The sequence below is a fragment of the Pseudoalteromonas sp. S408 genome (assembly GCF_005886645.1).
Taxonomy (GTDB): Bacteria; Pseudomonadota; Gammaproteobacteria; order Enterobacterales; family Alteromonadaceae; genus Pseudoalteromonas.
On record NZ_PNDY01000010.1, the window covers coordinates 63,374 to 77,640 of the forward strand.

Here is a 14,267-nt window from a genome sequence, read left to right on the forward strand (position 1 = left end):
CTACCCTCTCAAAAATGCGTGTAATAATTGTTCAGTCTCATATAAAGGTAAGCCGACAACACTAAAATAGCTACCTGAAATATGTGTAACAAAGCGACCACCTAGCCCCTGAATGCCATAACCACCGGCTTTATCTTGTGGCTCACCACTTTGCCAATAGGCTTTGATCTCTTCATCGCTCAGTTTTTTAAATGTGACGTCGGTACTGACAACTTGGCTAAGTACTTTATCTTTGGTTGCAAAAGCAATCGCAGTTAGTACCTGATGTGTATTTCCAGACAAGCGCTTTAGTGTATGAGTAAAATCGGCTTCATCGCGTGGTTTACATAATGATTCATTACCAATAACAACAACCGTATCACTACCAAGCACTGGCCGGTCTGTGTAACCAAGTTCAACACCTGAACGCGCTTTAAGGCGTGCTAAACGCTCTACGTAATCATGAGGGAGTTCATTGGGAAGCTGACTTTCGTCTGCATCAACACTAAATTGAGAAAATTCAATACCCAATTGGGCAAGTAGCTCTTTTCGACGAGGAGAAGCTGATGCCAGATATACGGCAGTATTCATTATCTGATCCTAAAATGTCTGCGGTACTTACGAAGTAATAAAAACACCCAAAACCAACTTACCATGCCAGTAAATACTGGCCATAAATATTGTGGGTTAAAGTAAACACCAAGCAAAAAATGGTTTAGCCAAAACTGCATTAAATGATAAAGCGTTAAAAACAAACCAATTAACAAACTTTGCTGCCAAAGCGAGAAGTTACGAATTTTTTGAAAGTTACTTGCGGTAATAAATATGCATACCGAAAATGTTAGCGAGTTAACACCTAAAGGTGAGCCTGAGGCTAAATCAATGAGTAAACCTACAACCCAAGCAGTACCAATATTTAACCGATGTGGCACGGCTAATGACCAATACATAAGTACTAATAAGACCCAATCCGGTCTGAATGGTTCAAACGAGAATGGCAGCGGCATTAGCGCCATTATTAAGGCAAAAAATATGCTCAGCGCAATTAACAATGAATAACGGTTAATCATCGTTTATTTGCTCCTGTTGGTTGCGCCATAAAATAACCAGCAAGCGAATTCGGTCGAGCAGCGCGATTGGCTCTGCAAATACTTGTGCAAATGGGCGGCCTTCATCGCGGTTAATTTCTGTGACTATCGCCACCGGATACCCTTCGGGAAATGTGCCACCTAACCCAGAAGTCACTAATACATCACCAATACGCACATCTAAACTATGAGGCACATGCGAAAGCTTAACTACATTAATTTTACCAATGCCTTCAACGACGGTTCGCACGTCGTTTCTAAGTATACGCACCGGTGTTGCATGAGTTGTGTCGGTCATCAGTAGTACGCGCGATGTAGTAGAGCCTACTTTTGTCAGCTGCCCTACCACTCCCATTTCATCTATTACAGCTTGGCCTTCACTAAGGCCGTCGGTGGTGCCACGGTTAATAACAACTTGATGACTGTAGGGGTTTGAGTGAACGGAAAGTACTTGCGCAATAATTTTACGGTTAGATTGTTTTGCCGATGAGCCAAGTAATGCGCGCAACTTTTGGTTTTCTCTGGCCAAAAACTGATACTGTTGCAACTGCTCACTTTGTAGCATTTGCTTTTTTTTCAGTGCTTCATTTTCAGTGAGAAGTTGATCGCGCGTGTGTAAGCTTTTAGCGCCAATGCTAAATAACTCATAAGGTAAGTTGGCAACATAAATAAGCGGGCTGACCAGCGTATTTAAACTGGTGCGCACCACGGTTCCACCTTCTGTGTAACGGTCTCCAGCTATGAGTACGATACTCAAAAGCACTGCGACAAAAAGTCGCAGTTGCAAAGAGACAGTGCGCCCAAACATTAATTTCATTAGTCGTAACTAAAAACGTCACCACCGTGAACATCAATCATTTCTAATGCTTTACCGCCGCCACGTGCTACACACGTTAGTGGGTCATCGGCTACAACAACAGGGATACCTGTTTCTTCCATTAGTAAACGATCTAAATCTTTTAATAGTGCACCACCGCCAGTAAGTACCATACCGTGTGCAGAAATATCTGACGCAAGCTCTGGTGGCGACTGTTCAAGGGCAACCATCACTGCGCTTACAATTCCCATTAGTGGCTCTTGAAGGGCTTCTAAAATTTCGTGTGAGTTAAGCGTAAATGAACGTGGAACACCTTCAGCTAGATTACGGCCACGTACTTCAATTTCAATTGGCTCGTCTGTTTTAAACGCAGACCCAATTTGGTGCTTAATATTTTCAGCGGTTGCTTCACCAATTAAGCTACCAAAATTACGGCGCACATAGTTAATAATCGCTTCGTCAAATTTATCGCCACCAATACGTACTGATGATGAGTAAACCACACCATTTAGTGAAATAATGGCGACTTCAGTTGTACCACCACCAATATCAACAACCATAGAGCCTGTTGCTTCTGATACTGGTAAACCTGCACCAATTGCCGCAGCCATTGGTTCTTCAATTAGGTAAACTTCACGGGCGCCAGCGCCCATTGCCGATTCGCGGATTGCACGTTTTTCTACTTGCGTTGCACCGCATGGAACACAAATAAGTACGCGCGGACTTGGGCGCATAAAGTTATTGTTATGCACTTGCTTGATAAAGTGTTGTAACATTTTTTCTGTTACATAAAAGTCAGCAATTACGCCGTCTTTCATTGGGCGGATTGCTTTAATATTACCCGGCGTACGACCTAGCATTTGTTTTGCTTCGGTACCTACCGATGCAACACTTTTAGGGCCACCAGCACGCTCTTGACGGATAGCAACAACTGAAGGTTCGTTTAGAACAATACCTTCTTCTTTTACATAAATTAGGGTATTGGCTGTACCCAAGTCGATCGATAGATCGTTAGAAAAAATACCACGGAGTTTTTTAAACATGAGGCTGGATGACCTTTGAAATACGTTCTTATATTAGCTGCCTCACTTTAACATGCCTATTTTGATGAGCAATATAAAGTGTGGCGCCTTTGTGAATTTGTTAAAAAAGGAAGCAATGCTTCCTTATAAAGTTTATCTCTCGCGAACTAAGCGAAAACCAATGTAGTTTGATCTAAAATCAGGCGCTAAGATTAGTCGTGTTGATACACGCGCAAGACTTGGTGCAAAGTTCCATGCCCCACCTCTTACGGCAACATCCGATTCACCTGATTTTTTATTGGTCCATTCCCATACGTTACCTACCGTATCGTAAAGTCCAAACGCGTTTGGAGAAAAAGACCCCACGGGTGCAGCACGCTTATTTGACCATTCACTACCACACCAACCACAGTTAGCTAAGTTTTTACCAATTTCGTTACCCCAAGGGTACTCAGTTTCTGTACCTGCACGAGCTGCATATTCCCATTCAACTTCGCTAGGTAAACGAAACTGCTGACCTGTCTGGCCCGATAACCACTCAGCATATGCTTTTGCATCGTTGTAAGTTAAACATACAGCCGGAAAATCACTGCCTTGTTCAAAACCAGGATTGCGCCAATTTAAAGCAGCCTCCCATACTGGCTCGCCATTTAAATAATATGCACAGCCTTTATTTATTTCTGCTTCTGTTTTATACGCTGTATTAGCAACAAACTTTTCATAGTCGCCTACTGTTACTTCCTTGCTTTGCATAGCAAATGAGTTAGCAATGGCTTTTTCAATAACTGGGCGCTCATTAGCCAATCCGTTACCATTAATATCACCCATTTTAAATTTGCCAGCAGGAATTACCACAACAGGTGTTTCTACATTTGCGTTTAAAACGTTAACATTTTCGCTTACTCTACGTGTTTGTGTTTCTGGTTGCTCGCGAGTATAGGTCGGTGCAGCAATCGACTTAGGCTTTTTTACTAAGTTAGCATTAATTGTTTGCGCTTTATTTAGGTTTACACGTGCTTGGTAAGGCTTGTAGCCTAACTTACGAATTTCAATTTCGTGCACACCTTTTGGTAAACGCGTAATTAAGCGTGTAGAACCAAAGCTCACACCATTAATAAACACTTCATCGTCGTAAACGTTAGAGCGAAGTGTTAGCTCTACCGACTGATCTTTTTTTTGTTCAACAACCGTGTAATCAGGTTTAGATTGTACTGGCTGCTTAACAGAATAATCGCGTACAGGCTGATTGTTTAAGCGCGATACCGAAACTGCACTGTTATTATCCGCGCTATTGCTGAATGTTAACTGACTATCCGTATACGTTGTGCCATAAGTTGGCTGGTAAGCGGTATTAAGGGGTGAACCGTATTCTGAACAATAGCGGTTATCTATACTTAATAAGTTACATAAACGGCTGCTATTAACTTCACCGCGCATTGAAACGCTTAAGTTAACGTTATAATTACCTTGGCCGCTAAATGCACTACTCACTACATGGCTACTTAAAATTTGTACTTGCGCACCAGCTAAATTGCGTTTTGGTTCAACGATGCGTTCTTCTGTTAAGTTTGCAAAAATTTGGTCTACAAAGCGTTTGGTTGCTTTTTGTAACCCCATTTGCTGACCACGTTGCTCACACGCCGCAAGTGTTTCTGTGCGCTTACAATTTATTGTATGGTTAACCTCAAGCGTACCTTCACGCGTAAACTCGTTACGCAAGCGCTCTACACGAGCCGTTGTTAACTGCTCTTTCAGGCTTTCTAAAGTATTTAGTAAAGTGTGCTTAGCAACTCTAATTTGCTCAATATCTTTTCGGTGGGATGCAATTGCCGCCAACTGCATAGAGATATCATCTTTATTTTGCTTGTGATCAACTACCGCCTGTTGATAGCGAGATTGAGCGCTTGTAATGTTTATTGATGGATCATCAATTAAACGGCGATACATTTCGTTCATCGCGTCGAGCGCTTGGTTTTTTTCTTTGTCTAGCTCAGTTGAACGAGAACGAAGTAGCTCTAATTGATTTTGTAACTGACTTTCTTCTTTTAAATGTTTATCAAGTATTCTTGTCGAGTTATCGTATTCTGTCTGTTTAACACTAATCTCTGACTCAATTCCAGTTACGGTAGCTGTGTCTTGTGCAAATGCACTACTTGCTAACAAACTAGCTGTAATTAACAGAGATAAAGGAGTAATTCGCATATATTCCAGTCCCAAAAAGCGGCAATTATTTGGTCGTTATTATTTTTTTATAATTAAAGTCTTATGCTATGTACTTGCAGCGCAAAACACAAGCTTTGTTCAATTATTATCTTAGTTTACAACTATTCGCCCGTTTCACGCTAGTAAATAACCTGATCATTTACTCTAAAGCCAATAAATTGTAAAACACGGCTTAGATCTTACTTAAATTCATAAACTTACACTTAACAGTGAAACTATTTTATTTAAGGTTATTCATCACCGTTGAGTATCATTTTGTATTAAACCTAGCGTATTTGCGTTATTTAACCGTTAACCATTTAAAATTACGTTATCAAATAAACTAGCAAACTTATAAACACTTATTTTTTGTACTAACACTCAGACGTAAATACGCTTAAAGCGGGCGCAGTAATTACATTTTGTTTCGTGTTGTTTTTAGCTTCAACATATTCAATACGGCAATTATCCACTGCAGAATAACTGTTGGGGTAAATAATAGCTTTAGCAGCTTGTGGGCTATTCGTAATATTAAAATCCCCAGTGTGTTCAGTTGCAAATTTAGTATCTAAAAACACCCTAAAAGCGGCCTCAGTTGCAGCAGGATAGCCATAAACAATATCAACCATTTTTCCTGAATCAAGCTCGATACTGGCATTTGCTTTATTATGGAGGTTTTTAATAATGGCTTTTCCATGTACAACGCTTATTTCAGCTTGAATTGATACTTGCAGTGTTTCAAGGATGGATGCGTGTGCTTCCCCTTGAAGGTTTAAAAAGCGCGGGGCAAAATAAACAGCTAACGCCCCAAAAGTGACAATAACAATTATTAGCTGCAGTAACGAAAAGCCAATCTGTTTTTTTATAAGTATTGTTTTCTTAAATTGTTTTTTCATAACTAAACTCCCTTTACAATTGGTTAACTTTAAAACATGTTAACCAATCTAGCTACTCAAAATTTAATCAATGCACTGTTACACAAAACAATCCATCGTAATTTTGTATAGCCCCTTCTATTTATAAGCTATAAAATTAGCCGTGTATTTTATTATTTATCCTTTTAATTGAGAAAAAATGCCTGCATCTTTCGAAATAAATGAAACCACTATTACGCAAAAAATCGATGATCCGTGGTTAAAAGGTAAAGGCATTGAGCTATTAGTAAAGCGAGATGATCTGCTCCACCCTTTAATAAACGGGAATAAGTGGCGAAAACTAAAATATAATTTAATACAAATGCAGTCCCAGAATAAAACCGAGTTGCTTACATTTGGTGGCGCATTTTCAAATCATATACATGCGTGCGCTGCAGCGGGAAAAATGTTTGGTTTAACAACGCATGGGATTATTCGCGGGCCTAATTTAGATCAAAGCAACCCAACCATCCAATTTGCACAGCAGTGTGGCATGCAGCTTCATGTTGTTAACCGTATTGAATATAAGTTGCGAAACGATGCGCAATACCTCGCAGACCTTAGAACAAAATTCCCCAATGCGTATTTTCTTGCTGAAGGTGGCACAAATACCTATGCAATACCAGGCTGCGCAGAGCTTGCACAAAGTTTACCAAAACACGATTACTTAGTATGCCCTACAGGTAGTGGTGGAACGCTTGCGGGCCTTATTGAGGGCAGTAATGTAACAACACAAATAATAGGAATTGCAGTTTTAAAGCAAGCACAATATTTAATAGAGGAAGTCCGTAAGCTAAGCGCTAAAGCAAGGTCACAAACTAACTGGCAATTGCTTTGCGATTTTCATGGCGGTGGCTATGGTAAATTCACTCCTGAGTTATGGGCGTTTTGCCAACATATGAGCACTACACACAATCTACCGCTAGAGCCTATTTATAGTGGTAAAATGCTGTACGCTCTGTGGCAGTTAATAGAACAAGATTACTTTCCTTTTGGCAGTAAAATAATTGCAGTTCATACCGGCGGCTTACAAGGATTAGAAGGGCTTAAGTACAGAAAACTTATTTAAGCATACTTTTTCAGTCGAGCACCCAATGCGTAGGATTTAATTAAAAAGCTAAAGTACATCAATGAAAAACAGCCTGAGTTAGCTCTTGTAAAGGTTCCGAAAAATAAAAGCCTTGCGCGCCCGCGACACCTAGTTGTGTAAGCATAATAAGTTCTTTTTGAGTTTCTACTCCTACCGCATAAACAGGAAGGTTTAACATTTTTCCTGCATTAACAATGTTTTTGATGCATTTTTGATTATGCGATTTTTCATTGACTAAGTGCACTAGATCGTAACTTAGCTTTAAGCCTATTACCTCTTCACAGTGAATAAGCAGAGGAATGTTTTCACTCGTTTTTACATTATCAATAATAATATTAGATCTGTGTTTTTTTATTATATTTAACGTATTTGCTAACGCATCTTTGTTGTTGCAAAAAAAAGCTTCACTCATTTCAAACTGTAATTGGCAGCTTAAATTCAGCCTACCCATTTGTGTGCTTAACCAGCTCCAAAACTCTTCGTTAAGCCAATTGTTAGGGTGCATATTAATGCTAACGCTTAATGGTGACTTTTCAGCCATTACCAGAGTGAGTATTTGCGATAACACCGCTTTATCGAGTATTAGCGCGTCATTTTTACTCTCAACTTGATTAATAAAATACTGAGCCGCCAGCAAACCATGCATGTCGTGCCTTACTCTTATTAATGCCTCATGCTGGATAATATCGCCACTAATCAAATCGAACACAGGCTGAAAAGAAAGCATAAACTTATTCTTTTTAATATTGTTAATAACCTGCTCATTACAAAATAACACTTCTTGGCTTTTGCTCAGTGCTAATCGATGACGGTGCAATAACATACTATTTTGAGAAAGCGTTAAAGCCGCTTTTGCTATTTGCAATACCTTGGATTGATCGGCACCTAAGCGAAAGTTACATGCACCTAACTTAACATGTTTACGAGTCGTATTTTTCTGATGGCTTTGACACACATTAAAAATAATTTTGTATAGACGTTCAGTATAACGATCAAGCTCAGCGATAGGCACATTGTAGAGTGTAATGGTTAGTTGTTCAGGATTAATGACTTTCACAGCAATTTTTTTTATTTCAGGAACGCTTTTAAGTATTAATACTTTAAAGCTTGTTTCTAAGTCAGTATTTTTATCAAACTCGCAATCCCAACTCACTAAAATAAATAAACTATGATACTGCTCAGCCGCTGCATAGAGCGACCCTAGTTCATCGCTTTTAACGGTTTTAACTATATCTACCCTATCGCACGTGTCACTTGGTAATTTTAACTCCTTAGGCTGACTATTGAGTTGTTTCAATTGTTTTAAATTAACTGCGTTTCCCCAGCGATAAAGCGAGCTTGCAGCTCCTAAAACAATAAGGTTGAGTAAAATGAAGAGGTAGCTTTCCATTATCCAGACAGGAGGGTGATAAAGGCCTAAATTTAACGTTTTATACGAAAACACTTTAAGCTCTGGCTTTACAAGGTTTTTAAAATGCCCAGAAGACGGCTCCGCTGAAAGCGTAAATCCATTGCTTTTAACTAAAACAGCTAAAGTTTTTTGATCTAATGGCGCATTTAATTGCAATTCATACACTTGCTTTACAAGCTGGTGCCCAGCTCTATATATTTTTAAATGTAATGCATTACTTAATATAAAATTAAAACCAATCAGCAAGATAATAAGCAAGGCCAAACATACAGGTTTTAAATGATTTGATAACCAATAGCGCCCCTTAAACATAGCTCACCCAAACGTTATATTAATAACTGAAGTGTTGTTCAAAAAAGCCATAAGTACAAGGTAGCTAATCAACTTTAAATATAAAATCGTAAGTAAGCTAATCGCTACTTTTAAACCAATTCGCTTACTTGAGTGTTCTATTTATAGGCAGTAAAACATTGTCGATAACAAGACAAGCATTTTGGTATTTAGCTATTCTAAATAACAAATTTTTAACGCAAGTAGCAACATGTTTAGCCACACAAAATGATTAGGTATTATTGCGGATTGGTATCATAACCCTATAAAACAAAAAGACCGCTAAGTAGCGGTCTTCAATAGTTTTTCAACATTCTAAATTTTGTCTTGAATTAGAACGGAATGTCGTCATCAAAATCTATAGTTGGTTCCATTGGATTTGATGCGCCGCCCTGTGGTGCATTTTGCGGCTTAGGTGCAAAACCACCTTGCTGCTGTGGCGCACTATTTTGCTGTGGAGCAAAACCGCCATTTTGTGGCTGATACTGATTACTTTGCTGTGGAGCCGGTGCTGATTGAGGCTGTGCAGCTTGCTGTTGTGGTGCATATCCACCTTGCTGGCTGTTTTGACCTTGGTTGTTTTGACCATAGCCACCGCCTTGCTGATTATTTTGGTAACCGCCACCTTGTTGGCCGCCTTGATTACCTTGATAGCCACCACCACCTTGCTGATCGCCACCGCGAGCGCCTAGCATTTGCATTTGACCCGTGAAGCCATCAACAACAATTTCTGTGGTGTATTTTTCTTGGCCTTGTTGGTCGGTCCATTTACGTGTTTGAAGTTTACCTTCAACGTAAATTTGTGAGCCTTTACGACAATACTCACCAACAATTTCAGCCAGCTTTCCAAAAAACACAACACGGTGCCATTCAGTTTTATCAACCATTTGGCCAGTGTTTTTATCTTTATAGCTGTCTGACGTTGCTAAGGTAATATTTGCTACACCATTGCCATTAGGCATGTAACGAACTTCAGGATCTTGTCCTAAATTACCAACCAAAATTACTTTGTTCACACCGCGTGCCATGGAACCATCTCCTATAAACGTTAGATTAAACCAGCTACTTTACGTGCTTGGTCTAGGTCAAATTCTTTATCATTAATCTTTAAGTAGCTACGGCTTTCATCGCGCACTACTGTTGCTTCTATTACACCTGGTAAAGCAACTAACTGAGAAGCCAATGTTTGGGCATGCTCCTCAGAACTTAATTTGGTCATTAAACTAATAACTTTACTTTTGGGTGGTACTTGCATTTTCCACGCAACAACAAGCCATATTAACCCAACAAGTGCTGCTGCCGCAAACACAGCTTGCGTTGTTGTAGTTTGAGCAATATAACCACCTAACACCCCGCCCAAAAAGGCACCTAAAAACTGGCTAGACGAGTATCCCCCCATGGCTGATCCTTTTTGGTTAGCAGGGGCTATACGCGATACAAGCGCTGGCATTGTGGCTTCTAAAAAGTTAAATGCGACAAAATAAAGCAACATACATATAGCAATACCTACCACACTATTAATCCATACTGACATGGCCAGCATACTGACTGTTAACAGCGCTACAGAACCGATAAACGCTTGCTTTTCTTTTTCTTTTTTAATGGCCACAATCATAATAGGTACCATTAATAAAAATGCCAAAAACAAGACCGGAATATACAAATACCAATGTTGCTCTGCCGCCAAACCTTCTTTTATCAGCTGGCTTGGTAGTACCACAAAAATAGTGGTTAATGTTAAATGCAGTAATAATACGCCTGCATTTAAACGTGATAACTCTGGATGTTTAATCAGTTTTTTAATATCGCTAAAGCTTGCCAAGGTATCCCCTTTGGGCGCTTTATTTACTGCGTTTGGCACTAAAAATAAAATAATACCAATACCGAGCACGGCAAGTATTGCTGTTAACCAAAATACCCCAGCTACACCCCACGAAGCGGCAACAATTGGGCCTAATAACATCGCAAAGGCAAAGCTCATGCCTATGCTCATACCAATTACAGCCATTACTTTAGGGCGTTGTTCGTCGCGACTTAAGTCGCTGGCAAAAGCCAGTAATGCACTAGCAATAGCGCCCATACCTTGTAAGGCACGCCCTACAGTGACCATTTGGATAGATTCAGCCAATGCGGCTATGACTGAGCCGATAGCAAACACAACTAAACCACCAATAATAACTTTTTTACGGCCTATTTTGTCTGACAAACGACCCATAGGTATTTGCAATACCGCCTGTGTTAAGCCATACGCACCAATAGCAAAACCAATCCAAATCGGTGAAAAGCCGTCAAGCGACTGGCCATAAATCGCTAATACCGGCATCAGCATAAATAAGCCGAGCATTCTAAATGCAAACACACTCGCTAGCGATACAGCGGCGCGCTTTTCTCGTGAATTAAGTGAAGATGCAGTCATTATCAGCAAAATCTTACGATGTGAAAAAATTAGGCAAGGATTCTATCACAAGCTTGGCAATAATTAATCGCTTAAAGCTAAGGATTTTTCATGATCAAGGATTAATATTGCAGCGTATTATGAGATACTCAGTAAATAATTTTGGTAATTAACGAGATAGCATGGAAAACATTGAAGTCCGAGGCGCCCGTACGCACAATTTAAAAGACATCAGCCTAACCATCCCACGTGATAAATTAATTGTTATCACAGGCCTATCTGGTTCGGGAAAGTCATCACTTGCATTTGATACTTTGTACGCTGAAGGGCAACGCCGGTATGTTGAATCACTTTCTGCGTATGCAAGACAGTTTTTATCCTTGATGGAAAAGCCCGATGTTGATCATATTGAAGGCCTATCTCCTGCCATTTCTATTGAGCAAAAATCAACCTCACATAATCCACGCTCTACCGTGGGTACCATTACCGAAATATACGATTACTTACGTTTAATGTTTGCTCGCGTGGGCGAACCTCGTTGTCCTACACATGATTTACCTTTAGCCGCACAAACAATTAGCCAAATGGTTGATACCGTTTTAGCACTGCCTGAAGGCACTAAGCTAATGCTTTTGGCACCGGTAGTAAAAGAGCGTAAAGGTGAGCATGTTAAGCTGCTTGAGCAACTAGCAAGTCAAGGTTATATACGAGCACGAATAGATGGCGAAGTATGCGACCTATCAGATCCGCCAACACTTGAACTTCACAAAAAGCACACTATTGAAGTAGTAGTTGACCGCTTTAAAGTAAAAGATGGCCAACAACAGCGTTTAGCCGAGTCATTTGAAACAGCGCTCGAAATGTCGGGTGGTGTGGCAAATGTAGCTTACATGGACGATAGCACGATAGAGGAAATGCTGTTTTCAGCCAACTTTGCCTGCCCTACCTGTGGCTATGCAATGACTGAATTAGAACCTCGTTTATTTTCGTTTAATAACCCTGCCGGTGCGTGTCAAAGCTGTGACGGTTTAGGCGTACGTCAATATTTTGATCCTAACCGCGTAGTACATAACCCTGAGCTAAGCTTGGCCGGTGGTGCTATAAAAGGATGGGATAAGCGCAGTTTTTACTACTTTCAAATGCTACAGGCGGTCGCCGAGCATTATAAATTTGATTTAGATGTACCGTTTGAAAAGCTAGCTATAGACTCTCAGAAAATTATTTTAGAGGGCTCAGGGCAAACTAAAATTGCTTTTAATTACCGTAACGACAGAGGCGATTTAATAACACGCAACCACGAGTTTGAAGGCGTGTTAAACAACATGAACCGTCGCTATCGCGAAACTGAGTCAAACTCTGTACGCGAAGAGCTCGCTAAATATCAAACTAGCCAAGCGTGCCCTAGTTGTCATGGTTCGCGTTTACGCCAAGAAGCACGTCACGTATTTATAGGTCAAACAAACCTGCCTGCTATTACTACTATGAGCATTGGCGAAGCGATGGACTTTTTTGAAAGCCTATCGTTAAGTGGCCAAAGAGCCCAAATAGCAGAAAAAATCTTAAAAGAAATTCGCGACCGTTTATCGTTTTTAATCAATGTTGGTCTTAATTACTTATCGCTTGAGCGCAGTGCCGATACCCTCTCTGGTGGTGAAGCGCAGCGTATTCGTTTAGCCAGTCAGATTGGTGCAGGCCTTGTAGGGGTAATGTACGTATTGGATGAACCATCAATTGGTTTACACCAACGCGATAACGACCGCCTACTGCAAACATTAGTGCATTTGCGCGACCTAGGTAACACCGTTATTGTTGTTGAACATGATGAAGATGCTATTCGTGCCGCCGATCATATTATTGATATTGGCCCAGGTGCAGGTGTTCACGGTGGGCATATTATTGCACAAGGTACACGCGACGATATTCTAGCCACTAAAGACTCGGTAACTGGCCAGTTTTTATCTGGCGTGCGCAAAATAGAAGTACCAAAAGAGCGTAATCCAACCGGCGATAAATGGCTTGAGCTATTTGGCGCGACCGGTAACAACCTTAAAAATGTCGATTTGAAAATTCCATTTGGGTTAATGACGTGTATTACCGGTGTATCGGGCTCTGGTAAATCAACACTTATAAACGATACGTTATTTAAACTTGCGCATACTGAATTAAACGGCGCAACTACAGCAGAAGCAGCACCGTATAAATCAATTAGTGGCCTTGATCATTTTGATAAAGTAATTGATATTGACCAAAGCCCAATTGGACGTACGCCGCGTTCAAACCCTGCGACGTACACCGGTATTTTTACAGGCATTCGTGAGCTATTTGCCGGTACACAAGAGTCACGCTCTCGCGGGTACAAAGTGGGTCGCTTTAGCTTTAACGTTAAAGGTGGACGCTGTGAAGCCTGCCAAGGTGATGGCGTAATTAAGGTAGAAATGCACTTTTTACCTGATGTATATGTACCATGTGATGTGTGTAAAGGGCAGCGCTACAACCGCGAAACCCTAGAAGTACAATACAAGGGTAAAAACATTCACCAAGTACTAGAAATGACTGTTGAAGACGCGCATGACTACTTTGATAAAATACCTGCAATAGCACGTAAACTTAAAACGCTAATGGATGTTGGTTTATCGTATGTGCGTTTAGGACAAGCCGCTACCACACTCTCAGGTGGTGAAGCTCAGCGTGTAAAACTTGCCCGCGAGCTTTCTAAACGCGATACAGGTAAAACACTGTACATACTTGATGAGCCAACAACCGGCCTTCACTTTGCCGATATTGAACAGCTACTTGTTGTACTACATCGCCTGCGCGATCATGGTAATACCATCGTAGTTATTGAGCATAACTTAGATGTGGTTAAAACCGCAGACTGGGTGGTTGATTTAGGTCCTGAGGGAGGCGCTGGCGGCGGTGAAATACTTATTGCAGGTACGCCTGAAGACGTAGCTGAATGTGAGCGCTCGCACACCGGGCATTACCTAAAGCCATTGCTTTAATATAGATTATAAAAAGC

The 14,267-nt window shown here is 40.6% G+C and carries 11 protein-coding genes; 2 read left to right on the forward strand and 9 right to left on the reverse strand.

Translation table 11 applies throughout. The annotated features are described in order from the left end of the window. The 6 genes from CWB62_RS09640 to CWB62_RS09665 all read right to left on the reverse strand — a co-directional run bounded on the left by CWB62_RS09640 (position 1) and on the right by CWB62_RS09665 (position 6,004). Complete coding sequence (locus CWB62_RS09640; RefSeq protein WP_058550607.1) at positions 1-570, reverse strand: Maf family protein; 570 nt, start codon at positions 568-570, stop codon at positions 1-3. After that, the gene (mreD, locus tag CWB62_RS09645; RefSeq protein ID WP_010555554.1) at positions 570-1,049 is read right to left on the reverse strand and encodes a rod shape-determining protein MreD; all 480 of its coding nucleotides are present in this window, start codon (positions 1,047-1,049) and stop codon (positions 570-572) included. The genes CWB62_RS09640 and mreD overlap by 1 nt, the downstream gene beginning before the upstream one ends. Then, positions 1,042-1,884 carry a rod shape-determining protein MreC gene (gene mreC / locus CWB62_RS09650; RefSeq protein WP_171034610.1) on the reverse strand — a complete coding sequence of 281 codons (843 nt, stop codon included), beginning with the start codon at positions 1,882-1,884 and terminating at the stop codon, positions 1,042-1,044. The genes mreD and mreC overlap by 8 nt, the downstream gene beginning before the upstream one ends. Continuing rightward, positions 1,884-2,927 (reverse strand): rod shape-determining protein, encoded by a 1,044-nt coding sequence (locus tag CWB62_RS09655; protein WP_002958401.1) that lies wholly within the window; start codon positions 2,925-2,927, stop codon positions 1,884-1,886. The genes mreC and CWB62_RS09655 overlap by 1 nt, the downstream gene beginning before the upstream one ends. 132 nt (positions 2,928-3,059) lie before the next feature. Continuing rightward, complete coding sequence (locus CWB62_RS09660; protein ID WP_138529497.1) at positions 3,060-5,108, reverse strand: formylglycine-generating enzyme family protein; 2,049 nt, start codon at positions 5,106-5,108, stop codon at positions 3,060-3,062. 374 nt (positions 5,109-5,482) lie between these two features. Beyond that, positions 5,483-6,004 carry a type II secretion system protein gene (locus CWB62_RS09665; RefSeq protein ID WP_138529499.1) on the reverse strand — a complete coding sequence of 174 codons (522 nt, stop codon included), beginning with the start codon at positions 6,002-6,004 and terminating at the stop codon, positions 5,483-5,485. 178 nt (positions 6,005-6,182) lie between these two features. Between CWB62_RS09665 and CWB62_RS09670 the strand changes: the two genes are divergently transcribed. Then, the gene (locus tag CWB62_RS09670; RefSeq protein ID WP_058404664.1) at positions 6,183-7,091 is read left to right on the forward strand and encodes a 1-aminocyclopropane-1-carboxylate deaminase/D-cysteine desulfhydrase; all 909 of its coding nucleotides are present in this window, start codon (positions 6,183-6,185) and stop codon (positions 7,089-7,091) included. Between the two features lie 58 nt (positions 7,092-7,149). On the opposite strand, the gene CWB62_RS09675 is transcribed toward CWB62_RS09670, so the two are convergent. The 3 genes from CWB62_RS09675 to CWB62_RS09685 form a co-directional block, all read right to left on the reverse strand. After that, on the reverse strand, positions 7,150-8,835 hold the full coding sequence (locus CWB62_RS09675; protein ID WP_235591463.1) for an EAL domain-containing protein: 1,686 nt from the start codon (positions 8,833-8,835) through the stop codon (positions 7,150-7,152). A gap of 350 nt (positions 8,836-9,185) precedes the next feature. Next, complete coding sequence (ssb, locus tag CWB62_RS09680) at positions 9,186-9,881, reverse strand: single-stranded DNA-binding protein (RefSeq protein ID WP_138529501.1); 696 nt, start codon at positions 9,879-9,881, stop codon at positions 9,186-9,188. Between the two features lie 20 nt (positions 9,882-9,901). Next, a complete protein-coding gene (locus CWB62_RS09685) occupies positions 9,902-11,269 on the reverse strand; it encodes an MFS transporter (RefSeq protein ID WP_058403838.1) in 1,368 nt (455 codons plus the stop codon). 161 nt (positions 11,270-11,430) lie between these two features. Here CWB62_RS09685 and uvrA point away from each other — a divergent pair, with 161 nt between their 5' ends. Further along, positions 11,431-14,250 carry an excinuclease ABC subunit UvrA gene (uvrA, locus tag CWB62_RS09690; RefSeq protein ID WP_138529503.1) on the forward strand — a complete coding sequence of 940 codons (2,820 nt, stop codon included), beginning with the start codon at positions 11,431-11,433 and terminating at the stop codon, positions 14,248-14,250. Positions 14,251-14,267: the final 17 nt, after the last annotated feature.

Bases quoted from the DNA above. Each gene is read 5' to 3' on its own strand.
- CWB62_RS09640 (WP_058550607.1), bottom strand. From the start codon at position 570: ATGAATACTGCCGTATATCTGGCATCAGCTTCTCCTCGTCGAAAAGAG.
- mreD (WP_010555554.1), bottom strand. From the start codon at position 1,049: ATGATTAACCGTTATTCATTGTTAATTGCGCTGAGCATATTTTTTGCC.
- mreC (WP_171034610.1), bottom strand. From the start codon at position 1,884: ATGAAATTAATGTTTGGGCGCACTGTCTCTTTGCAACTGCGACTTTTT.
- CWB62_RS09655 (WP_002958401.1), bottom strand. From the start codon at position 2,927: ATGTTTAAAAAACTCCGTGGTATTTTTTCTAACGATCTATCGATCGAC.
- CWB62_RS09660 (WP_138529497.1), bottom strand. From the start codon at position 5,108: ATGCGAATTACTCCTTTATCTCTGTTAATTACAGCTAGTTTGTTAGCA.
- CWB62_RS09665 (WP_138529499.1), bottom strand. From the start codon at position 6,004: ATGAAAAAACAATTTAAGAAAACAATACTTATAAAAAAACAGATTGGC.
- CWB62_RS09670 (WP_058404664.1), top strand. From the start codon at position 6,183: ATGCCTGCATCTTTCGAAATAAATGAAACCACTATTACGCAAAAAATC.
- CWB62_RS09675 (WP_235591463.1), bottom strand. From the start codon at position 8,835: ATGTTTAAGGGGCGCTATTGGTTATCAAATCATTTAAAACCTGTATGT.
- ssb (WP_138529501.1), bottom strand. From the start codon at position 9,881: ATGGCACGCGGTGTGAACAAAGTAATTTTGGTTGGTAATTTAGGACAA.
- CWB62_RS09685 (WP_058403838.1), bottom strand. From the start codon at position 11,269: ATGACTGCATCTTCACTTAATTCACGAGAAAAGCGCGCCGCTGTATCG.
- uvrA (WP_138529503.1), top strand. From the start codon at position 11,431: ATGGAAAACATTGAAGTCCGAGGCGCCCGTACGCACAATTTAAAAGAC.